The sequence below is a fragment of the Alphaproteobacteria bacterium genome, from assembly GCA_040216735.1.
In the GTDB taxonomy this organism is placed as follows: Bacteria; Pseudomonadota; Alphaproteobacteria; order SHVP01; family SHVP01; genus CALJDF01.
The window spans coordinates 153686-175516 of sequence record JAVJOO010000002.1 but is presented as its reverse complement, the minus strand read 5'-3'; the positions used below and the strand labels follow the sequence as shown (position 1 = coordinate 175516).

The window sequence follows — 21831 nt, the reverse complement described above, 5'->3', positions numbered from 1 at the left end:
TGGGTCCGGCAAGCGGAATAATCTAGGTGGCCGGCTCCACCGAAACGTAAACGCGGCCCTTCGCCTTTTCGGCAAAGGCCACGGTGCCCGGGATCAGCGCGAAGATCGTGTGATCCTTGCCGATACCGACGTTGGTACCCGGATGCCATTTGGTGCCGCGCTGGCGCACGATGATGTTGCCCGGAATGACGACCTCGCCACCGAACTTTTTAATGCCGAGGCGGCGCCCGGCTGTATCGCGACCGTTCCTGGAACTACCGCCGGCTTTCTTATGTGCCATCTATCTATTCCTCGTCCGAGGCCGCCGCGTCGGTCGCGGCGGCTTTTTTCGATTTTGCCTTCGGCTTGGGCGCCGCGTCGGCTGCGGTCGCTTTCTTGCCATGGGCGTCGGCAATCTCGGCCACGCGCACCACGGTCATTTCCTGGCGGTGTCCTTGCTTGCGCCGATAGTTCTGGCGCCGCTTTTTCTTGAAGACGACAATCTTGTCGTTGCGCGTTTGCTCCACGACCTCAAGTTTGACCGAGGCGCCAGCCAGCAGCGGCGCGCCGACCTGGGTATTCTCGCCGTCGCCGACCATCAGCACGTCGCCGATGTCGACGGTCGTGCCGGGTTCGCCAACCAACTTATCCACACGCAGGCGGTCGTTGGGTTCGACGCGGTATTGCTTACCGCCCGTCTTCATTACTGCATACATCGGTCGACCGGCCTTCTATTAGGTGCGTTCGCGGCGGAATTCCAAGCGTTTCTGGGGTGCGCCGAAGCCGCCGAAATATAGTCTTCGGCACCCCCCTGTCAATGCCGGACTATGGGCGAGGGCCTTAAAACGCACCCTTTGAGGGGGTTTATTCGCACCTCCTCCTCTTTTGCGTGTAAATCTAGCTAGGGAAGCCGAAATGGTCCTACGGTCCCTCAATATTGAGCCTTACGAGGCCGGCGGCTGTCGGCGCGCACGCTGTCGACCTAGAACTTCCGCCGGAGTTCCGCGCGAACCCCGCGAATGTCGTCGGCGTTGGACCGAAAGCCGTACATCGCGTCGAAGCGGGCGAGCCAGGCAGGGCTCAAGTTCTGTTGATACCGGGCGCCCAGGGCGACTTCTTCGCCAACAATCGTGTCCGATTTACCGCGGAGGAGTTGAACGGTCGCGATTTCCGCAACGACTTGGCGGCTGAGATCGAACAGGTAGGATACGCCGACGGCGCCGCCCCACGCATCCTGGGCGGTGTCCGTCAATTTTGGAAACCCCGTCAAGCCGTCGGTCTCGAAGTTGATTCCGGTGTTCTTGAGCACGCCGTCGTTGCCCCGCGCCAACGGTTGCGGTCGATCGAGCCCAAGGAAGAAGTTGGCATAGGGAACCAGCGTCGACGGCTTGCTGGTAACCAGTGAATTCTCAAGGAGGAAGACCGCGCCATCGGCGGACTGTATGGCGCCGCCGTCCGGGTCTTGGCCGATGTTGGCGATGAGCCGCACGCTGTTTGAAAGCCACCCGCCGTAGCGGCGCGACCACCCCAAAGCAAGACTATGGTAGCTGGCATTGCCGTTTGGACGCGTATCGTCGAGATAGCCGTAACCAAGTTCTAAATGGCCCTCTCGCGCATCCGCGAACAGAACAGCGCCGTAAACATCAGCGCCGTGTTCGTCGAGCACACCACCGGCCTTGCGCAATGCCGTGGTCTCGACATCGGAAAATCCCGCGAATACCGACACGTCGAAATTGGAGATATCGAGTTTCGGCGAATTCCGCGCCGGCACAGCGAACGCCACGCCAACAACCGCGTCATCGAACCAGATACCGTTTTGGTAGAACAATGGTAATTGGCCGAAAGCAATAGGCAGGTCGTAGCGCGCATATCTGTCGGTCAAGCCCGATTGGATGGCGCCGATGTCACCCTCGAAAAATAGCGTTTCCAGCGCGCCGTCGAGAATCAGTTCGCCGCCTTGTGCGTCGTCTCCGAAAAACTCATCCCGCGTGAACCGCGCATTGTTGTCGAGCGGCCGGAAAAAGGCATGAAGGCGTTCGGTCGCCGTCAGTTTGAGGTCCACCTCAAGGTTGAGCCTTGCCGCAACCTGACCTTTCTCGGCGCCGCCGGTGTCGTTGTATGCAAGCGCTGTGCGCAAGTCGCCGTAAACAAGAAACTGCGGCCGCACCAAGTTTTTGGCGCCGACGATGTCATGCCCTGCGCCAATGGGGCCTTCGTCGTAGAGCGGATACCCGAGTTCGAGAAGAGGCCGTGGAGTTGGGACAGCGCGTTTTCCGCCGTAGGTCGCCGTCTCCTCCACTGGGTCGTAGGCGCCGACCGGATATACGGGGTCCGGCCCGAACAGCGTTCGGTCGAAAGGTTCGCGCCGGACCGTCGGGTCGGTATGGGGTGCGGCCTGGTGTGCTTCGGCGGGCGCGGTTCCTGCCTCACTTTGGGCGGGCGGATGGGTGCGTCGTGGCACCTGGGCGATCGCGACCGACGAGAATGCCGTTAGGGCGACAACGAATAAAGAAATTGCTCGAATACGCATTTATTCAACGTCGAACGAAACAGCATAGGGGTGAATATCGATCATCAACTCGTTGATCCGTTGCTCCATGTCGGGGGTCGCTCCCACGAATTTCATGAAGTAGATCGGCTCAGCTCGACTGCGCATACGGACCTGAAGACGATACCGTCCCGGTGTCGCCATCAAATTTGCCGGAACTGTGTAGCTCGCGTCGCGATAGCCAAGCGGGGGAATGGAGCGGCCCTCCATCCGAACGAAGGGTGGGTGATTTAGCACTGTCGTCGGCACCGCAGCCGGCCGCAGGAACGGCAACTGATCGACGTCGAACTGGACCGGTAGGTACATCTCGCGGTCGGTCCCCTTTACGTTTGTCGTCAGGAATTTCGTCTGCAGGTTGAACAGCTGCCGGTCGCGCTCGATCTTTCCAGCCGCCACATCGAGAGAATGCAAGTCCGCCATGTCCCCGTAGCTATCGACGTATCCCGATTCCCAGACTCTCTTACCCTCAGGGTCGACCAGGACGACGTTCAGCCATATTTCGGGCTGCGCGCCGAGCGAACCGGAGGGCAAGTTGTGCCCCTCGTCGACATTCGTGATTCGATAGCGGAAGTGGAGCGGCTTGCCAGACACGGGCTTGCCGTTGTCGAAGAAGGGTCCGTCGATCCGGCCCCCGTTTTCCATGACGGCAATCCGGTCGCGTTCCTTTGCCCGCAGTAACGCTTCGTTCTGATCGATCACCAAACGCGCGGCTTCGCGATCTTCGCGCTTTGCCCACACCGGGGGAAAATCGGGAGACGGGACTTTCTTTTGCGCCAACGACTGTTCGTAGTTGGGAGTGCCCCACCCTGCGCGGTAGTCGAAGGTCAGCCACTCGCGGATATCCCAGCGCAGGCTGCGTGGGTTGAACGGAAACAGACCCGGATGCGCGATCGGATAGCCCGGCCCGTAGAACGCATGATTCGAGTGCTTTTGTTCCGGACTTCCGATCACGCGACCGTTGACGATGGCGATGGGCCACTTGGCATACCCCTTCGCTTCCCCCGGGACTTTCCCCATATGGCAATCCTGGCAGGTAACCCCTCGCCGGAAGGCAGGGCTGTCTCGATATTGCTCCCAGACGACTTCCAGCTTGATCCCCAAATTGACGGCCACCTGATGACAGGAGACGCAGAACTCGGAACGCCCGATCTGTTCGAAAACGACGGCGCCCTTGTGAATGGGTGTTCCTTCCTGATCGTCGGCCGTGGCCACGCGGTATTCCTCGGGGTCGGCCAAGACATCGCCAAGGTTTTCGCTTCGTCCAACGTTGACGACGGGGCTGTAGATGCTGCCCGGCTCGATATGGCGCTCGCCGTTGACTTTGCCGAACTCGGCGTTCACCCGGTGGCAGGTGATGCACGTGATGCCCTCACGGGCCACGGGCGAGCGTTCCCACAGGGGCAACTCTCGCGACTCTCCGCGCTGCGTTCCGACCTGTTGGTGACACCGGACACAGAACGCCCCGATTGTTCCCGAACTTAGGTCGTTGATGGCCTGCTCGAACTTGTGAAACATCGGCGAGATAGATGCATAGGCGTGATTGGAGGATGCCCACTCGGTGAATATTTGTTGGTGACAACGGCCGCACTCTACGGCCGATGGGTACGAGTCCGCCGACAATAGGTTCGAATGGGCGAGAGCCGCATCGTCCATGCCGACGGAGCGGCGGTAGTCTGAGGGGACATCGGTGCCGTCTGCGGCCGGCGCGAAAGCCTTTGCACGATCAGGTGACACACCCTGCTGGGCAAGACTGAGCCCCGTGAAGAAGGTCAATTGAAAAAAACAAACCGCCAGGAGGTAGCAAAAGGCGGTAGGTATCCGACCGAAGCCAACTTTCACGATCTTCCTCCCGTTCGACATGCATCCCCGCAAACTTCTGTGACCTTCTCGAAAACCGCTCTGAACGTGATGGGGTCGAATCTCCCCGCGTCGGCGGCAGCGGAATAGAACATCTCCATGTACCTTGCGGTCACGCCTTCCGCGGACATTGGGCGCACCGAGTCGCCCCGACTCGCGGCGATAAGGGCGGCCAGTGCCATGACGACTTGCTCAGCATCGGAGAAGTCGCGGTAGCTTCCATTCGCGCCGGTCTCCAACAGCGCGCGGAGTACGGCGTTCCGCTCCGAACCATCAAAATCGAACTCTGCGGTACGGGAAAGGAGCATGTTCAGGGGATTCACGAGTTGCATGGCAGCCTCATTCAAGTCCGCCATGTCGCTGAATGCCGCCGCACGCAAAGCCATACTGCCGCGTTGAACGTCCATCGCAAGATCCGGCACCAATGAGGCGGCGATCGCCGTCGCCATGACAAAGGATGCTGCGTTCAGGCGAGGCTTCGGATTCGGAGATGTTCGAACAGCCATGGCCGGCCAATCGGTCATCCGGTGGTGGCACGCCGCGCAGTCGTAGAATGCCAATTCAGGAAACGCACCGTCGGATAGGCGTGGTGCCTCGGACATCAGAACTGCGAGCCGGTGGGCCGTCGCGATCTGCCCGATCGCCCAGTACTTGGCGCCGTTCGCCGGCGGTTTTCGCAGGAGGTAGTCGACGTCGACTTGCGCGTGCATCGGTTGACGAACGAGAAAAGTATCGAGTTCGAACGCTAGACGGGGATGGCCCGCACCGTAAAGACGATGGCTCGGAAAGGAACCTTCCGATCCGACGTGGCATGAGATGCAAAGGGCCGCCAGCGCGACGGGATCTGCTGTTGGGTAGAGTCCCAAGGCGGTATTCGACTTGTGCCATGAAAATCCGTCGGCATGCGGCCCCGCCCAGTCGGCGGAACCGCCGTGGCAGGCTTCACAGCCGACGCCTTCCGCGATGTCGAACGATGGGCCCCGGACAGCCGGCGCAACATTGTCGGCGTGACAATCTAAGCAGATGTCGGCGCCTGTGGGGTCGGCAATTCCAAGATTGCGGGCAATCCGTGCAGACTCGGCGGTGGTTAGTGTCGCGTACGCCCGTGAATGACGGTCTTGCTGTTTCCAGATAGAATATTCGTTCTGCGTCACCGGGGATGTCGGCCACGGTTGAGCGGCGTCGTGACATACCGAACCGCCACAACTCTCCACGCCAAGGTGTGCCTGTGTATCATCGCGCGGAAGCTGCTGCCCGGTTGCTTCTCCGGTTGCGAAGAAGGCGAAGTTGACCGCAAGACTCGCCCCGAGCCAGAGTACCGCAGGCGACCGCAACCGACCGAGTGCCTCCACTAAACAACCCAACCACACAATAGCTCCTCCGCCCGCCGGTACTGGGCTATCGCCCACTCGCCGCGTCGGTCTGCTCCCTTATTTCTTAGTAAGAACTACCTTGCAACGATTATAAGCTAAGACCTGTCCGGTCGGCACTGACAAGTGACCCCGCGCTCCATAGGCGGTCGGGAACGGATAGTCGGCGCCGTTGAGAAGACCGAACGGCGCCAAGTCTACTTGGCGCATATTGTCGGTTGTCGATATCCATCCGATCGTTTTGCGGCAGGAGGCATGCCGAAAAGGGGTTGAGCTGGGTGTGGCGCCCAAGGGCATAACGCTTTCGGAGGTGGCCTTGGCCGGCGCGCCCTATATCGGCTGTAGCCTGATCCTCTTGGCGCTGCTCATTGCGGTTCCGGAAATCGCGATCGGTCTACCAAGCCTTGTGCGCTAACGCCTAGAACGGCTACAACACGGGCTTGTCGGAGGGGTGCCGGAGTGGTCGATCGGGGCGGTCTCGAAAACCGTTGTACCTCTTGCAGGTACCGTGGGTTCGAATCCCACCCCCTCCGCCAAATCCACGCCACCGTTGGCCACACCGACCCCTCGTCGGCTGCCGTCCCCCGCGCTACAGCAGCACCGCCGAACGTCGTCTGTTAACGCGCCCAAAAAAGACTGCAGCGCGCCGAATTCTGTGGAAATAGGAGTGCGTTCTCCCCATATGGATGCGGGATTGGACCGTTGTTGGGAGAGCGGCGCGATGAAGAAACTGTTGATGGCGACGGACCTATCCGCGAGGTCCGACCGGGCCCTGGAGCGCGCTGTTCAAATCTCCGAGGCGCGCGGCGCGGCATTGACGGTTGTCCATGTCCTGGATGAGGGATTGCGGCCCGCCGCCGCCGATGCGGAGCGCGCCGCCGCGCAGAAGGCTATTCACGACCATGTCGCGGCGCTCACTGTCGCTAGCGGCCTCCGCGTTGCCGTCGAGGTCGTGCAGGGCAAGAAGGATGCCGCCGTCCTCGGCATGGCAGCTAAAACCGGCGCCGATCTGGTCGTTCTTGGGGTTCACCGCGAAGACGCGATCAAGGACATGTTTCGCGGCAAGACCGTCGAACGGGTAATCCGCACGGCCGAAGTGCCGGTTTTGGTGGTGCGCGATCGCCCCACCGGGCCTTACAAACGCGCGATGGTCGCCGTCGATTTTTCGATCTTCGCCAAACGAGCGGTCGAGATTGCGGCGGCATTTGTCGAGGGTGGTGCCTTTCACCTTATCCATGCCTATCACATTCCCTTCAAAGGGCTCGCGGACAATCGCAAAACGGCGGGTCTACAGCAGGACAAACAGTTCCGCGAAGTAGCCGCGGTCGAGATGGCGGCGTTCCTTGCCGGATTGGACGTGACCGGGGTCGAATTCGACCAAATCCTGCGGCAGGGTCTGGTTCGTCAAGTCATCGACGAGGAGTTCGCGCGACTCAAACCCGACCTTCTCGTTATCGGCACCCACGGTCGTACTGGGATCACCCACGCATTTCTCGGGAGCGTTGCGGAAGATTTTCTGTGCCACCCGCCGTGCGACGTCCTCGCCGTCAAGGCGCGCTGAGCGGCCTGTCTCTTGGCGCGACGGTCTAGGGCTGGATCAGAACGAAGCGCCCAACGAAATCGCGCTGGGCCATCGCGATATGGGCCTGGGCGGCATCCTTGAGGGGGAAGCGCCCCGCGATCGCCGCTGCTGGCAACCCTGCGCCCAGCATCTCGAACACGCGCGCGAGAATCGCCGGGGTATAGCGTCCACAGCCGTGGATCGAGATATGGCGGCGAAATAGGTCGACAAAGTCGATCGTTACTTCTTCGCCGGCGTGTGCCCCCACCACCGCGATTCGTCCGCCGTGCCGGGTTGCTTTGACGGCCTGCCGCAGGGTTTCGCCACCGGCGACATCGAAGACGACATCGGCGCCGACGCCGCCGGTGTAGCGCAGCACCGCCTCGGCCAGATCCTCCTGGCTGTAGTCGATACATTGGGCAGCGCCTAGTCCCTCTACGTACGCGGTCTTTTGGGCGGACCCGGCGGCGCCGATGACGTGCGCTCCCAAGTGGACTGCCAGTTGGGTTGCCGCCGACCCGACGCCTCCGGCGGCGCCGATCACGAGGACCGTTTCGCCGGATTGGAGCTTCATCGTGTCGACGAGAGCCTCCCAGGCGGTCGCATATTTGTAAGAGGCGATCGCGGGTTCGTCGCCTAGCGCGTCTGGAATGGCCACAAGCTGACTTTGGTGGACCGCGATATGGGTCGCATAGGTACCCCACCGGTCGCCACCAAGCGTGCGGATTGCGGTGCACATGTTGATCCGCCCGGCTCGGCAATTGTCGCATAAGCCGCAGGTATGGAACGCGTAGGTACCGACCCGCCGGCCGACCTGCCAGTCCGCAACCGTTACGCCGAGTTCGACGACTTCACCGACGCCTTCGGTGCCCAGCACGTGCGGTCGCGCGACAGTCATCCCCGAGACGCCGCTTCGGATATCTAGGTCCAGGTGATTGACCGCGGCCCGGTGCAACCGGACAAGCACCTCATCGGGCCGCAGCGCCGGCGGCGCGACCTCGCGGTAGTCGAGGACGTTCGTGTCGCCGAACGAATCAAAGACGACCGCATGCATCTTCACCGACATCTCACCGGAGCGCCAATCCGTACGTCCGCGGTATTCGCATGTCGGACCGCGTCGGCACACATTGCGTTGGTCGCGCGCTAGTTGCGCCCGGCGCGGACCAATTTGCCCGGCAAGGCACCGGTATGCAGCCCGTTCTCGAACACCGGTTCGCCGGCGACAAGGGTCATCGAATAGCCGTCGACCTTTTGGATCAGCCGTCGGCCGCCGGCAGGCAAGTCGTAGGCAAGTTCGGGCGGCCGAATGCGCAGCGCGGCGTGGTCGACGATGTTGATGTCTGCGCGCAGGCCTGGCGCCAAGCGACCGCGGTCGCTGAAACCGAAGAACGCGGCATTGTCCGAGGTCTGGCGTTTGACGACCCATTCAAGCGGAAGCTTCTCGCCGCGGGTTCGGTCGCGCGCCCAATGGGTAAGTAAGTAGGTCGGCATGCTGGCATCGCAAATAATCCCGCAATGCGCGCCGCCGTCACTCAGGCCGATCACCGTCCCAGGTTCCGTCATCATCGCGCGGATCGGTTCGTGATCGCCGGTGACATAGTTGGTGACCGGGAAGAACAGAGTGCGTTGGCCGTCGCCGTCGGTCAGGTAATCGTAGGCAAAGGCAGCGGGCGAAACGCCCGCTTGGGTCGCCATGTACTCGACGCTGCGCTCGGGTCCGGGCTCGTAGTCGGGCGGGTCGCCCAGGATATAAAGGCGGTCCCAGCGGGTCATCGCGTAGCGGTGCGGCGGCGACAGCGGCTCCAGCAACTCCGGGGCTGATTCCTCGCCCAGGATCGCGTCGCGCACGGCGCGGTCCTTGAGACGCGCAAGCCGCTCGGTCGGATCGAGTCTGGCGAGCGACGCAAAAGTAGGACGGGCGCTGAACGGCGTCATCGAGGTGAGAAGGCCGAGGATCAGTCCGACCGGCCGGCACGCAACCTGGGCAGCGACCGGCAAGCCTTCGTCGCGCGCGGCGCGCACGCTTCCCATTAACCGTTTCCAGCGCGCCGGATCGTGCAATCGGTCGGTCAACAGGAACCAAATCGGGCGACCTTGGTCCTTGGCTTGCTTTCGGATCCAGGCGAATTCGGCGTCTTCGTCAACGAAATCGGCGAGCATGCCAAACGCACCCCGACCGACGCGGCCCAAGGCCGCGCCGACGCCAAGGAATTCCTCTTCTTGGGCGAAATATGCCGGCACCAGCGAGCCGCTATAGGTGCGGTGCAACTCGGTACGCGAGGTCGTGAAGCCGAAGGCGCCGGCGCGCAGACCCTCTTCCGCCATCTTGCTCATGGTGGCGATGTCTTCGGCGGTCGCCGGTTCGTGCTTCAGAGCGCGTTCGCCCATGACGTAGACCCGCAAGGGGTGGTGCGGCACTTGGGCAGCGATGTCGATCGTGCGCGGCAATCGTTCCAAGGCGTCGAGGAACTCCGGGAAACTCTCCCAGTCCCATTTGAGACCTTCTGACAGGACAATGCCGGGGATGTCCTCGACACCTTCCATCAGGTCGATCAGACGGTCGCGGTCCTCTGGGCGGCAGGGGGCAAACCCGACGCCGCAGTTGCCGAACATGATGGTGGTGGTGCCGTGCCAAGACGAAGGCGTCAGCAAAGGATCCCAGGTAGCTTGGCCGTCATAGTGAGTGTGGACGTCGACCCAGCCCGGCAGGACCAATTGGCCGGTTGCGTCGATCTCGCGCTTTCCCGGTCCGGCTTTGCCGCCGACTTCGGTCAGAATGCCGCCATCCATGGCGACGTCGCCCGTGTAGCGGTCTGCGCCGGTCCCATCGACGATGGTCCCCCCGCGAATGACAACGTCATGCATGGTCGATTCCTCCTTTATCAGATGGCTATCGTACCTCGCCGGTTGGCCAATGCACACCGCGCGGCGGCGGCCGGGCCAAAAAAGCTGTGATCGGCGACGTCCGCGGCTTGGCGAGCGCTCTCCCGGTGGGGGACGGCGCTGGTCGTCACGCCCACGTCGGTGCATGCTTTCTCTGTCGCCGCAAGGAAGCGAGCAGGCAAATGAAAGGAACGCCCCATGAAAATCGATGGGCAATGCCATTGCGGCGCCATCCGGTTCGAAGCGGAGATCGAACCCGCCGATGTGGTGATCTGCCATTGCACAGACTGTCAGACCTTTTCGGGTTCGGCGTTTCGGGTTTCCGCTTTTACTCAGCCTCACACTTTTGCAATTACCGCGGGCCGACCGACGATATACCTCAAGACCGGATCGAGCGGCGCCAAGCGCCGCCAAGCCTTCTGCCCGGATTGCGGAACCTCGATTTACTCAAGTGACGACGTCGATCCGCCGCCGGTTTTTGCCGTTCGGGTCGGCGGCCTGCGGCAGCGCGCCGAACTGAAGCCGACAAAGCAGATATGGTGTGGATCGCAACGCGATTGGCTAAACGGATTGACCACGATCGAGGCCTTCGAGGCAGCAGCCCCGAGATAGGGAAACGCCGTTCAGCCGCCGGGCATCGGCACTTTGATGCCCTTGGTCACAAATCGTTGGGCCTTGTGCTTCTTGCCCATCCGCTTGCCCTCCCCACCGGCGTTACCGGTGCCGGCCGGTTGGGTCGCGGGGACTAGGTGCTTCTTGCCTGGACCGATCAGGTCGGCGCGGCCCATCCGCTTCAAGGCCTCGCGCAGCATCGGCCAGTTTTCCGGGTCGTGATAGCGCAGGAACGCTTTGTGTAGACGGCGCTGGCGCAGGCCCTTAACGGTTTCCACTTCCTCCGATTCGCCGTGGCGCACCGGACGCAAGGGGTTGACGCCGGATCGGTACATCGCGGCGGACAGCGACATCGGCGAAGGCAGGAAGGTCTGCACCTGATCGGCCCGGTATTTGTTTTGTTTCAGCCACACCGCGAGGTTCATCATGTCCTCGTCGGTCGTGCCGGGGTGGGCGGCGATAAAATAGGGAATAAGGAAGTATTCCTTCCCGGCCTTTTTAGCCGCATCGTCGAACAACTGCTTGAACCGATCGTAGGCACCGATTCCAGGCTTCATCATTTTCCCAAGCGGGCCGTCTTCGGTGTGTTCGGGGGCAATCTTCAGATAGCCGCCGACGTGATGGGTGACCAACTCGCGCACGTAGGCCGGGCTCTTGATCGCCAGGTCGTAGCGCACACCCGACGCCACCATGACTTTCTTGACGCCGGGTATAGCGCGCGCCTTTCGGTACAAATCGATCAGCGAGTCGTGGCTGGTGTTTAAGTTTTTGCAAATGTCGGGATAAACGCAGGACGGTCGTCGGCACAGCGCTTCGGTCTCTTTGTCCTTGCACGCCATGCGGTACATGTTGGCGGTCGGTCCGCCGATATCGGAGATGATCCCAGTAAAGCCCTCGGTGCGGTCGCGGATCGTCTCTATCTCGCGCAGGATCGATCCTTCGGAGCGGCTCTGGATGATGCGACCTTCGTGCTCGGTGATCGAGCAGAACGAGCAGCCGCCGAAACAGCCGCGCATGATGGTCACCGAATAGCGGATCATTTCCCAGGCAGGGATCTTGGCGTCGCCGTAGGCGGGATGGGGCGCTCGCGCGTAGGGCAGCTCATAGACCCCGTCCATCTCTTCGGTCGTCAGCGGAATCGGTGGCGGCGTCAACCATAGTTCGCGGTCGCCGTGCTGCTGCACCAACGACCTGGCGTTTCCAGGATTAGCCTCGCGGTGCAGAACCCTCGATGCGCGCGCGTAGGCCTCGCGGTCCTCCGCGACCTGGGTGAAGGAAGGTAGGCGCACGACGGTTTTCTCGCCACGCAGGCGCGCACCCTCGTCGCCGTCGTCGAGATTGTCGGCATGGGCTTCGGTCCAGCCGTCCGGGACGGCCGGTTTCATCAGGGCGACGCCGCGGATGTCGTCGAAACCGTCGATGGGATCGCCGCGAGCGATGCGGTGGGCAACTTCGACCACGGCCCGTTCGGCATTGCCGTAGAGCAGGATGTCGCCCTTCGCATCGGTAAGGATGGAACGGCGGACCTTGTCGGACCAATAGTCGTAATGGGCGATGCGGCGCAGCGAGCTTTCGATCCCGCCCAGAACGATCGGCACGTCGCGAAACGCTTCGCGGCAGCGTTGCGCATAGACGACCACCGACCGGTCGGGTCGCTTACCGCCGACGCCGCCCGGCGTATAGCTGTCGTTGTGGCGGAGCCGTTTATCCGCGGTGTAGCGATTCACCATCGAATCCATGTTGCCGCCGGTGACGCCGAAAAAGAGCTCGGGCCGCCCCAACGCGGCGAACGGTTCGGCGCTTTGCCAGTCGGGTTGGGCGATGATGCCGACGCGAAATCCTTGGGCTTCCAGTAGCCGTCCAACGACCGCCATGCCGAAGCTTGGATGATCGACGTAGGCGTCCCCGGTAACCAACACAATGTCACAGACATCCCAGCCGAGCAGGTCCATTTCCGCGCGCGACATCGGCAAGAACGGCGCCGTCCCAAATCGGTGGGCCCAGTATTTCCTATAGGAAAAGAGGGGTTTCGGGGTGTCCATGCAGTATGGTTTGCGCCAAGCGGGGCGTGGCGTCAATGCCGTGTCGGACCGTCGGGGATCGATGGCACGGCCTTTTGACTCGCCCGCGGCAACGCGCGTTGGTTTCTTGAGCGCGCAAGATGTAGGCGTGACCGTGACGGCGCGCCCACATCCGGGTTTGATATCGCTGCCACGAGGACCATATGAAGCCTGGAAGCGGGCGAAAAGAAAGGGCGACAATGATCAAAGGACTGCATCACAACGCGTATCGCTGCCGCGATTCAGAAGAAACCCGCAAATTTTATGAGGACTTTCTTGGGCTACCGCTCGCGGGCACCCTCGAGATCACCGAGACAAAGACGGGACGGGGCACAAATACCTTGCATACCTTCTATCGGCTGGACAATGGGTCGTATCTGGCGTTCTTCGAGTCGCCGGAACGCCCGTTCGATTTTAAGGAACAGCACGATTTCGATTTGCACATCGCACTCGAGGTCGATCGCAAGGTGCTTGAACCGATGATGGAAAGGGGCAGGGCCGCGGGGATCGAGACGCGCGGTATCGCCGACCATCATTTTATCGATTCCATCTACTTCCGTGATCCCAACGGTTACGTGATCGAACTTACCGCGAAGCGCCACAACCACGACGCCGAGATGAATCCGGCAACCAACGGCGCGCGCGACAAGCTAGACCGCTGGCAAGCGACCAAGAGCAATTAGGTTAGGGGCCCCAAGCGCCGAGAATCGCACCGGACGCAACGAGGGCGATAAGGAAATAAAGCCCGCTGATAATGTGATTGGCGAGCGCGCGGCCCTCGAACAGGAACGTCACGCTGACCATCGGCACCGCCATGCCAATCCAGAGCAAAAGACCTACGAGGGCGCCGCCGAGCAGCGTGTGAGCATCGGCCCATCCGATGAGTGCCGAGAGCACGCTGGCCTGAATCAACGACAGGATGGCAGCGATCACATACAGGATCGGACGGTTTGCCGCGCGAACTTCTTCTTCGGTCTTCCCGATCGCCTTGATCCAGGCGTGTCCGGCCACGGCCGGTGAATAGTAGATCGCCCCGACGACCATCGTTGCTAATGCGGCGACTGGGACGGCCCAATAGTTCACATCCCATTCCATAAACATAACGCGTTCCCTCCGATGAATTAGTGGGGCCCAACCCCGTCAGGGACAACGGTGCGGCGGGGCCGATGTGCGGTTCAACTCAATTCGCGTTCAGCCGGTTGATAGGTCGTGTCCGACGCACAGCAGCGTGCATCCGACCGGCGATACGTTGTTTGGCAGGATCGGCGTCACGCCGGGGTTCCAGCGCATATAGGTGTTTTCTTTGAGGTCGGCGGACTGGCCATCGATCTCCACACCAAGGCCGCCCGATAGCACGAACACCCATGACCGGCGCGGTGCCGGTGCAAGCGCGAGGACATCGTGGTTTTCCGGAGGAATGTAAACCAGCGATACCGGTCGTTCAGTCGTCGTCGCGCTCGCGGCGATGGTCGACAGCGGTCGCCAGCGCCAACCCGTCCGTAGGGGATGCGCCTCCCATTTGATCGCGCGCGAATCGATGACCGTCGGTTTTGTGAATGGCGCGTCGAACGTCGGCGGTTTGCCGGTGAAGGGGATTTGGATGCTTTCAACCGGATCCGCTTCGAACTCGCCGCCTCCACTTGTCCAGATCAGCAGCGTCGACCCGGTACGCGATGGCGGTTGGGGCCGCCGACCGTGAATGCTGAACGGCATGCGGTCCATGAAGGTGCCGGCGTTGAAATCAATCACGTGACCGGCGTGGTCGTGCGCACTGTCGAATTCCCAACTTGGCAAGTCGCCCCCGAGAAAGAAGAACGTCTCGTTGATAGAAAGATGCAGACGACGGCCTTCCGGCGCGCCGCCGGGCGGCACGTAGCGGTAATGGACGTAGGAATCGCGATCCGCGTCGAGGTCGAGAACCTTGCGGATCGATTCCCCCATCACGTGGGGTTCCCAAGTCATGTCGTCGACCTGGGCGATATGGTGGTTTTTCGAAGGATTAAGCATCGCTGTTCGCCTGTTGTGGGGGGTGGGGTGCCGCGCTATTGCGGCTCAAGTAATTCGATCAGGGCGCCGTCCGGGGTCCGGACGCTGGACAATCGCACGGTGCCATAGGGCGCCAGGTCGACGCGGTGGACCTGTGCCGGCGTTCCTTGGGCGGATCGCATGGCGGCCAAGGTGGCGTCGAGATCGCCGACGGGCCAACGCAGTGCCAGGTGTCCGCGATTGGGCGGCATCGCGCGGTCGGCCAAATCTCGCCCGGAAAACACCTCCCACTGCACTAGCTCAACCTGACCGAACACTTCCGGCGCGGCATGCATGATGGCGACTTTCTTGGGCACTTTGCCCTTGTAGTTGGCAGGCATCCCGAATTGGTTGATGGCCAGTCGGGTTTCTCCGTCGTACCACGGCGACCATTTCAACATGTCCGCATAGAAGTCACGGGCAGGTCCGATTGCCCGGACCATTTGTTGTGCGGTAAACGGGGCACCGAAGGCATGGGGGGCCGGATCGTTCGCTGATTCGTAAAGGCCGAAGCACACGCCGTCCGGACCGCGCAGCACGACGTTGCGATTGCGGTGTTCCCCAAACTCCATCACGTCTATGTCGTTGAACGACCCCCAGCCGAGGTCGTTGGCTCGCCTCAGAATGTCCTCGATATCGTTAGTGCGAACGAGCAACGAAAAAATGCCGCCGGTGTCCCACGGCTGAGCGCTGCCGCGAATCGGTCGGTGGGCCCCGTCGTCGATTTGCACCAACCGAACCCACGTAGCAGGGTCATGCGGTTGCGCCACGACAGCTTCGTGAATCTGCGTATCGGCCGGCAACGACCAATGGGCTGCGAGATCGGGTCCGGCTCGGCCTCTGTGGACGGCCCGCCAATTACCGATTTCGGCAAGCGCCTCGATCCAGCTGTCGACATTGCTCACACTGATGACGGCTTCTTGCCAGCCGCCGCCAATGCGCCACATCGGAGGTTACCAAGCCTTGATCGGGGGACTCTTCACTTCGACGGACTTTGAATCCTCAAGGGCTTCGACGTTGTGAACAACGCCGGGGGCGTTGTACCAAGCGTCACCCGGACCGGCGATGAACTCTTTACCGTCGATCGTGGCCTTCACCTTGCCTTCGATGATGTAGACGATCGATTCGTGGTCGTCGTGACTATGGGGTGGCGATGCCTGTCCCTTGGAAAACGTCGTCTCGACGAACACCATCGACGGTGTGACCATCAAGGTCTTTAGCGTAACGGGCGTTCCAAGTTTCCCCCCTTCGACGTTGTCGATTTTGATCGTGTCGGCGGTGGCGGACGAAACGAACGGGGTCGTCAGCGGTTTCAGTTTGCGGGTGTCGGTAGATGCCATGAGTTCCTCCCTCTAATGGCGCCAGCGTACCCCTTGCGCCGCGGCGAGACAAAGGCGCTGGCGTCGCCGCTAATCTACGCGCCGAACCGCCTTTTCAGTTCGGGTTTGACGACCTTGCCGCCGCCGCTGCGGGGCAGCGTATCGGTGAACATCACCGACGCCGGCACTTTGAACTTGGCCAATTGGCTCCGGCAATGGGCGACGATATGTTCCTCGTCCACCGTTGCGCCCGGCTTCAAGACGACGATGGCGCGCCCGCATTCGCCCCAACGCTCATGGGGCACGCCGATCACCGCCGCTTCGGCGATGTCGTCCAACTGATACAGGACGTTCTCGATCTCCGCCGGATAGACGTTCTCTCCTCCCGAAATATACATGTCCTTCCAACGATCGATGAGATAGTAGAACCCGTCGGCATCGCTCCTTGCAGCGTCGCCGGTCTTGATCCAGTCGCCGTCGAACGCCTCCTTCGTTTTGTCGGGATTGTTCCAGTATCCCGGCGAGACGTTGGGACCGCGCGCCCAAATCTCGCCGACTTCCCCGAGCGCGACGTCGCGGCCGTCCGGGCCGACCAACCGCATTTCGGTATAGAGCGCGGTTGTCCCAATCGACCCCATCTTGCTCACAGCGGTATCGCGGTCGAGGGCCGTTAGAACAGGCCCGCATTCGGTCAAGCCGTAGATATTCTGTAGGGGCAAGTTCTTTTCTTCGTGATAGCGCCGCAGGAGCGACATCGGCGCCGACTCGCCGCTGATCGTGGCGCACACCAGACGGGAATAGTCCGCTTGAGCGAAGGACTCGTGCTGACTAATAAGCAAGTACATCGTCACCGCACCGTTGATGTGGGTGATCCCCATGGCCGGGTCGCCGATGCAGCGGTTGATTTCGCCCGCATCGAAATTGGGCATCACGTAGACGGTGGCGCCGGTGTGGATACACGGGATCGAGTAAGCGCTGAGCGCGCCGGTGTGGAACAACGGACCAAAGATCAGCGTTGCCGAGTCGCTGGTCAGGCGTGTGAACATCGTGTGGCTGACCAAGTTATAGAACGTCGTTCCGTAGGTGATGATGGCTCCCTTGGGCCGACCTGTGGTGCCCGAGGTGTAGATCAGGATCCAAGGATCGCTGTGGTTGAGCGACAGCGCCGGCAGATCTTCTTCGAGGTCGGCTGCAGCGAGGCCGGATTCGTAGTCGGTCTGCGCGACCCCCGGATCGAGGGTCGCGATCTTCTCCGGTGCGACGATCGTGCGAGCCGTTGCGGCAAACTCCGGGCTCGCAAACAAAACGATCGGTGCTGCATCCTCGACGATATAGTGCAGCTCCGGTGCCGCCAGCCGCCAATTCATCGGCACAAAGAGAGCGCCAAGCCGCATGCAGGCAAACAGTAACTCCAGTTGGTCGCTCGAATTTCGGGCGAGTATTGCGACCCGGTCGCCTCGACCGACCTTCATCGCGGCCAGGTATCGCGCGGCGCGTTCTACTCGCCCATGCATCGCCGCGTAGCTGAACCGCCGCCCGGTGCCGACGTCCACCAGCGCGAGATGATCGGGTCGCCGCCGCGCATTGAATGCGACCCAGTCGCGAACGACTTGGCTCATAGGCCGAGCTCGCGGGCGATGATGTTGCGTTGGATCTCGTTGGAGCCTTCGCCAAAGGTGTAGAGCCGCGCGTCACGCCATATCCGCTGCATGTCGCTTTCGGAGGCGTAGCCAGCTGAAGCCATTATTTGCATGCCATGGTCTGCCACATAGTGGAGGGCCTCGGTGGCAATCACCTTGGCCTGGGCGGCCTCGCGCCGGCACGGCTGGCCCCGGTCGATCAGGTCGGCGAGGTGATAGGCCGTCAGGCGGGCCTGATCGACGCGCATCTGCATGTTGGCAATGCGGTGCTGGATCACCTGAAACCCGGCAATCGGTTGGTCGAACTGAATGCGCTCGCGCGCGTGGGCGATGGCGAGGTCGACGGCCTGCTGCGCTTGGCCCACCGCACTGGCGGCTAGGCCGGCGCGGGCATAGTGCAGCGTCGACATGAGGTTCTGGAACCCGCGACCGACCTCGCCCATCACATCCGAATCGGGCACAAAAACCTTATCCAATCCGATATCCCACGAGGTCAGTCCAGCGTTGCCGATCTTGGACAGCTCCGTCATGTGTACCCCCGGTGCGCCGGGCGGTATCAACATCATCGTCATGCCGTGGTGGCGGCTCGAGTCCGGATCGGTCCGGCAGGGGGTGACGATATAGGTCGCCTGTTTGGCGTTGCTCGACCAAGTTTTACGTCCGGTGACGTGCCAGCCGCCCTCAACCTTTTTGGCTCTTGTCTGGATGGAGCCGGCGTCGCTGCCCGCACCGGGTTCGGTCAAGGCCAGCGCAAACAGGGCCTCGCCGCGGATCATGCGCGGCAGCAGATCGGCACGTTGGCGGTCGTTACCGTAGGCGAGCAACGACATGCCGCCGAAACAGACGGTGGTATCGTAAAGGGTTCCCAACATCGCAGCGCGGTAGCCGAAGCGTTCTTCGACCCGTGTTACCACGGACCATGGCAATGCCTGGCCGCCGTATTCGGTGGGAAAGGGCAAGCCCAATAGGCCAGCCTCGCCGAGCGCGGGCATCAAATCGAAGGGCGGCACATGGTCGCGGTCGCGTCGCCGCAATTCTTCGGGCGGGATATGGCGGTCGACGAAGCGGTCGACGGTATCCAGGATCAATCGCAGGTCGTCGGTCGACGTCGTGTTAGTATCCATGATCTTTTTTCTATGCGGGTTGTGGCCTTCGGCCCGACAGTACCGCATTGGAGCTCCCCCTTGCACCGGAGCGCGCGTGTCGGCACCCATTATCTACTTGTTTCGGCGGGATCTGCGCTTGGCGGACAATCCGGCTCTATCGGCGGCAGTGGCAACCGGGCGACCGGTGGAATGCCTTTTTGTTCTGGATGACGGCGCCAGCGGCCCTTGGAAAGGCGGTGGCGCGTCGCGCTGGTGGCTGCACTATAGCCTCGCAGGTCTGGCTGCCGCGCTCGAAGGCCGGGGTGGCCGACTGATCCTGCGCCGCGGCGATACCGAGAAGACCGTTGCCGCCGTTGCAGCGGGTATTGGCGCCGACGCGGTCTATCTCGGCCGGCGGTACGAGCCATGGGCCGCCGCCCAGGAAGGACGCCTGCAGGAGCGATTGTCGCAGAACGGCGTCGCGGTGCGCCGCTTTGGCGGTGGCCTGTTGTGCGAGCCCGAGTCGGTCCGCACCGGCCAAGGTACACCGTTCAAGGTCTTCACGCCGTTCTACCGGGCAATCCTCCCGTTGCTTTGCGCCCAAGCGCCGCTGCCCACCCCAGTAAAAGTATTGGTGCCGGCGTCGGCGGTCGACACCGATACGCTTGAGGATTGGCGACTGTTGCCGCGCCAGCCCGATTGGTCGGGCGGCCTGCGCGATCACTGGACGCCGGGCGAGGCGGGCGCGTGGCAACGGCTTGAGCGCTTTGCCACGAACGCGCTTGCCGACTATGGCGCGCTGCGCGACGTGCCCGCGCGCGACGGGACCTCGGAACTTTCGCCCCATTTACATTTCGGAGAGATCAGTCCGCGTCAGTGCGCGGCCCGGGTTCGCGCGGTGGCGGCGCAGCAATCCGCTGCCGTCGACGGCGCCGAAAGCTTCGTGCGCCAGTTGGTGTGGCGCGATTTCTCGCATCACCTTTTGTTCCACACGCCGTCGCTGCCTGAAGCGCCGTTCCGCCCGGACTATGGAACCTTCCCGTGGCGCGACGATGCGGCGGCGCTGCGCGCCTGGCAGACCGGGGCGACGGGATATCCGCTGGTCGATGCCGGCATGCGCCAGTTGTGGCGGACCGGGTGGATGCATAACCGTGTGCGGATGGTGGCGGCCTCGTTCCTGGTCAAACACTTGCTGATCCCCTGGCAGCGGGGTGAAGAATGGTTCTGGGATACGCTGGTCGATGCCGACCTCGCCAACAACGCGGCCAACTGGCAGTGGGTGGCGGGATGCGGCGCGGACGCGGCGCCGTATTTTCGGATCTTCAACCCGGTCACCCAAAGCGAGAAGTTCGACCCCGACGGGGCGTACCTGCGACGGTGGTTGCCCGAGCTGGCGGAGTTGCCCACCAAACATCTCCACCGTCCGTGGCAGGCAGCGCCGGAGATTCTGAATCGGGCCGGGGTCGCGTTGGGCCGGGACTATCCGATGCCGATCGTCGATCACGCCGCAGCGCGGGCGCGGGCTTTGGCGGCATTTGCCGATTGGCGGCGCGACCGGCCCGGCTGAGAGCTCTTAGGGGGCGTCGGTGCCCGCCAGCGCGGCGTCGCCGACGAAGGGGTTGTTTTTACGCTCGGCGCCAAAGGTCGATAGCGGGCCGTGTCCTGGCACGAAGGTCACGTCATTGCCGAGCGGCCACAGTTTCGTCGTGATGGCGTTGATCAGGTCGGCGTGATTGCCGCGGGGGAAATCGGTGCGGCCGATCGAGCCCTGGAAAAGCACGTCGCCGACGATCGCGACGTTGGATTGGGGCTCGTAGAAGACGACATGGCCGGGCGTGTGGCCGGGGCAGTGCAGAACCTGCAGCGTCAGGTTGCCCACCGTGACCGTATCGCCGTCCACGAGCCAGCGGTCGGGGGTGAAGGGGGCCGCGTCGGTCAGGCCGAACTGCTGGCCAGACTCGCGCGCCTGGGCGATCCAGAAAAGGTCTTCGCGGTGCGGCCCCTCGATCGGCACGCCGTGGCGTTCGGCAAAGGCGCCGGCGCACCCGGCGTGGTCGATGTGGCCGTGGGTGATGAGGATCTTTTCAAGGCGCACCCCTTGGGCGGCAATGGCATCGTCGATCCGGTCGAGGTCGCCGCCGGGGTCGACCGCGGCCGCAAGCATGGTCTCGGTACACCACAGGAGCGAGCAGTTTTGCTCGAAGGGGGTGACCGGAATAATGGCGGCTTGGAGCATGGCGCGACGCTTGTCCTTGTCAGTTCCGGGTCCACGAATATAGGGTCTTGGTCCTGCCCACAAATATCTTGTCGCCGCGGCTGCCGCGGCCGAAGGACGCCATGCCCGGTTTGCCCCCGCCGCCCAGCCGCACCCTGTTACACAACCGCTCGATCGACCTCGCCTGCTTCGAGCGCGCCGACGGTCTGTTCGATGTCGAGGCGCACCTCGTCGACACCAAGCCGTTCGACCTCGTGCTCGCGTCCGACCAGCGCAAGAACGCAGGCTACCCGATCCACGACATGCGGCTGCGCTTCACCTTCGACGAAAGCCTGACCATCGTCGATACCGCAGGGGTGATGGACGTGCCGGCGCACGACAGCTGCACCGGCGCGCTGCCCAACTACAAGGCGCTGATCGGCCTGCGCATCGGACCGGGCTGGGTGCGCGCGGCGTTCAAGCGCATCGCCCGCGCCGAGGGCTGCACCCACCTGAGCGAAATGTTCACCGAGATCGGCACCACGGTGATGCAGGGCATGTTCGGCCGCGCCAACCGCGACCAGCGCGCCGGCAAACCGCGCGACCGCAGTTTCGCGCCGTCGCTCGTGAACAGTTGCTTCGGCTGGCGCGAAGGCGGCGTGATCGCGTCGCGCGCCGAAGACCGCGACAAAGGTTAA

Annotated in this window: 21 protein-coding genes and 1 tRNA gene; 7 read left to right on the top strand and 15 right to left on the bottom strand. The window is 62.5% G+C overall.

The annotated features are described in order from the left end of the window. Window positions 1–22: 22 nt before the first annotated feature. The 5 genes from rpmA to RID42_01970 all read right to left on the bottom strand — a co-directional run bounded on the left by rpmA (window position 23) and on the right by RID42_01970 (window position 5538). Window positions 23–280, bottom strand: coding sequence for a 50S ribosomal protein L27 (gene rpmA, locus RID42_01990; protein ID MEQ8246430.1), 258 nt, complete (start codon window positions 278–280; stop codon window positions 23–25). Between the two features lie 4 nt (window positions 281–284). Further along, complete coding sequence (gene rplU / locus RID42_01985) at window positions 285–695, bottom strand: 50S ribosomal protein L21 (GenBank protein ID MEQ8246429.1); 411 nt, start codon at window positions 693–695, stop codon at window positions 285–287. 266 nt (window positions 696–961) lie between these two features. Then, window positions 962–2509, bottom strand: a complete 1548-nt coding sequence (locus tag RID42_01980; GenBank protein ID MEQ8246428.1) for a hypothetical protein — start codon at window positions 2507–2509, stop codon at window positions 962–964. Next, entirely contained in the window at window positions 2510–4366 is a 1857-nt protein-coding gene (locus RID42_01975) for a multiheme c-type cytochrome (GenBank protein ID MEQ8246427.1), read from the bottom strand. After that, window positions 4363–5538, bottom strand: coding sequence for a multiheme c-type cytochrome (locus RID42_01970; protein ID MEQ8246426.1), 1176 nt, complete (start codon window positions 5536–5538; stop codon window positions 4363–4365). Before RID42_01970 ends, RID42_01975 begins: the two co-directional genes overlap by 4 nt. Window positions 5539–5926: 388 nt before the next feature. Between RID42_01970 and RID42_01965 the strand changes: the two genes are divergently transcribed. The 3 genes from RID42_01965 to RID42_01955 all read left to right on the top strand — a co-directional run bounded on the left by RID42_01965 (window position 5927) and on the right by RID42_01955 (window position 7315). After that, window positions 5927–6169 carry a hypothetical protein gene (locus tag RID42_01965; protein MEQ8246425.1) on the top strand — a complete coding sequence of 81 codons (243 nt, stop codon included), beginning with the start codon at window positions 5927–5929 and terminating at the stop codon, window positions 6167–6169. Window positions 6170–6199: 30 nt separating this feature from the next. Then, a tRNA-Ser gene (locus RID42_01960) sits at window positions 6200–6290 on the top strand. Between the two features lie 185 nt (window positions 6291–6475). Beyond that, a complete protein-coding gene (locus RID42_01955; protein ID MEQ8246424.1) occupies window positions 6476–7315 on the top strand; it encodes a universal stress protein in 840 nt (279 codons plus the stop codon). Between the two features lie 25 nt (window positions 7316–7340). Here the strand turns inward: RID42_01955 and RID42_01950 are convergent, their stop codons facing one another. Together RID42_01950 and RID42_01945 are read right to left on the bottom strand one after the other, a co-directional pair. Beyond that, complete coding sequence (locus tag RID42_01950; GenBank protein ID MEQ8246423.1) at window positions 7341–8369, bottom strand: zinc-binding dehydrogenase; 1029 nt, start codon at window positions 8367–8369, stop codon at window positions 7341–7343. An 89-nt stretch (window positions 8370–8458) separates the two neighbouring features. After that, a complete protein-coding gene (locus RID42_01945; GenBank protein MEQ8246422.1) occupies window positions 8459–10180 on the bottom strand; it encodes an amidohydrolase family protein in 1722 nt (573 codons plus the stop codon). A gap of 216 nt (window positions 10181–10396) precedes the next feature. Here RID42_01945 and RID42_01940 point away from each other — a divergent pair, with 216 nt between their 5' ends. Further along, window positions 10397–10810, top strand: a complete 414-nt coding sequence (locus RID42_01940; GenBank protein MEQ8246421.1) for a GFA family protein — start codon at window positions 10397–10399, stop codon at window positions 10808–10810. Between the two features lie 11 nt (window positions 10811–10821). Here the strand turns inward: RID42_01940 and RID42_01935 are convergent, their stop codons facing one another. Next, the gene (locus tag RID42_01935; protein ID MEQ8246420.1) at window positions 10822–12852 is read right to left on the bottom strand and encodes a YgiQ family radical SAM protein; all 2031 of its coding nucleotides are present in this window, start codon (window positions 12850–12852) and stop codon (window positions 10822–10824) included. A gap of 218 nt (window positions 12853–13070) precedes the next feature. Between RID42_01935 and RID42_01930 the strand changes: the two genes are divergently transcribed. Further along, on the top strand, window positions 13071–13553 hold the full coding sequence (locus RID42_01930) for a VOC family protein (protein ID MEQ8246419.1): 483 nt from the start codon (window positions 13071–13073) through the stop codon (window positions 13551–13553). 1 nt (window position 13554) lies between these two features. Here RID42_01930 and RID42_01925 read toward each other — a convergent pair whose 3' ends face one another. The 6 genes from RID42_01925 to RID42_01900 form a co-directional block, all read right to left on the bottom strand. Then, the gene (locus tag RID42_01925) at window positions 13555–13971 is read right to left on the bottom strand and encodes a DUF1761 domain-containing protein (protein ID MEQ8246418.1); all 417 of its coding nucleotides are present in this window, start codon (window positions 13969–13971) and stop codon (window positions 13555–13557) included. Window positions 13972–14061: 90 nt separating this feature from the next. After that, the gene (locus RID42_01920) at window positions 14062–14877 is read right to left on the bottom strand and encodes a hypothetical protein (protein MEQ8246417.1); all 816 of its coding nucleotides are present in this window, start codon (window positions 14875–14877) and stop codon (window positions 14062–14064) included. Between the two features lie 35 nt (window positions 14878–14912). After that, window positions 14913–15842 (bottom strand): hypothetical protein, encoded by a 930-nt coding sequence (locus tag RID42_01915; GenBank protein MEQ8246416.1) that lies wholly within the window; start codon window positions 15840–15842, stop codon window positions 14913–14915. 6 nt (window positions 15843–15848) lie between these two features. Next, on the bottom strand, window positions 15849–16235 hold the full coding sequence (locus RID42_01910; protein MEQ8246415.1) for a cupin domain-containing protein: 387 nt from the start codon (window positions 16233–16235) through the stop codon (window positions 15849–15851). A gap of 74 nt (window positions 16236–16309) precedes the next feature. Next, complete coding sequence (locus RID42_01905; GenBank protein MEQ8246414.1) at window positions 16310–17833, bottom strand: long-chain fatty acid--CoA ligase; 1524 nt, start codon at window positions 17831–17833, stop codon at window positions 16310–16312. After that, on the bottom strand, window positions 17830–18978 hold the full coding sequence (locus RID42_01900; GenBank protein MEQ8246413.1) for an acyl-CoA dehydrogenase family protein: 1149 nt from the start codon (window positions 18976–18978) through the stop codon (window positions 17830–17832). The genes RID42_01905 and RID42_01900 overlap by 4 nt, the downstream gene beginning before the upstream one ends. Window positions 18979–19054: 76 nt before the next feature. Here RID42_01900 and RID42_01895 point away from each other — a divergent pair, with 76 nt between their 5' ends. Beyond that, on the top strand, window positions 19055–20506 hold the full coding sequence (locus RID42_01895; GenBank protein MEQ8246412.1) for a deoxyribodipyrimidine photo-lyase: 1452 nt from the start codon (window positions 19055–19057) through the stop codon (window positions 20504–20506). Between the two features lie 6 nt (window positions 20507–20512). Here the strand turns inward: RID42_01895 and RID42_01890 are convergent, their stop codons facing one another. Beyond that, the gene (locus RID42_01890; protein MEQ8246411.1) at window positions 20513–21175 is read right to left on the bottom strand and encodes an MBL fold metallo-hydrolase; all 663 of its coding nucleotides are present in this window, start codon (window positions 21173–21175) and stop codon (window positions 20513–20515) included. Between the two features lie 101 nt (window positions 21176–21276). Between RID42_01890 and RID42_01885 the strand changes: the two genes are divergently transcribed. Beyond that, on the top strand, window positions 21277–21831 hold the full coding sequence (locus RID42_01885) for a DUF2889 domain-containing protein (GenBank protein MEQ8246410.1): 555 nt from the start codon (window positions 21277–21279) through the stop codon (window positions 21829–21831).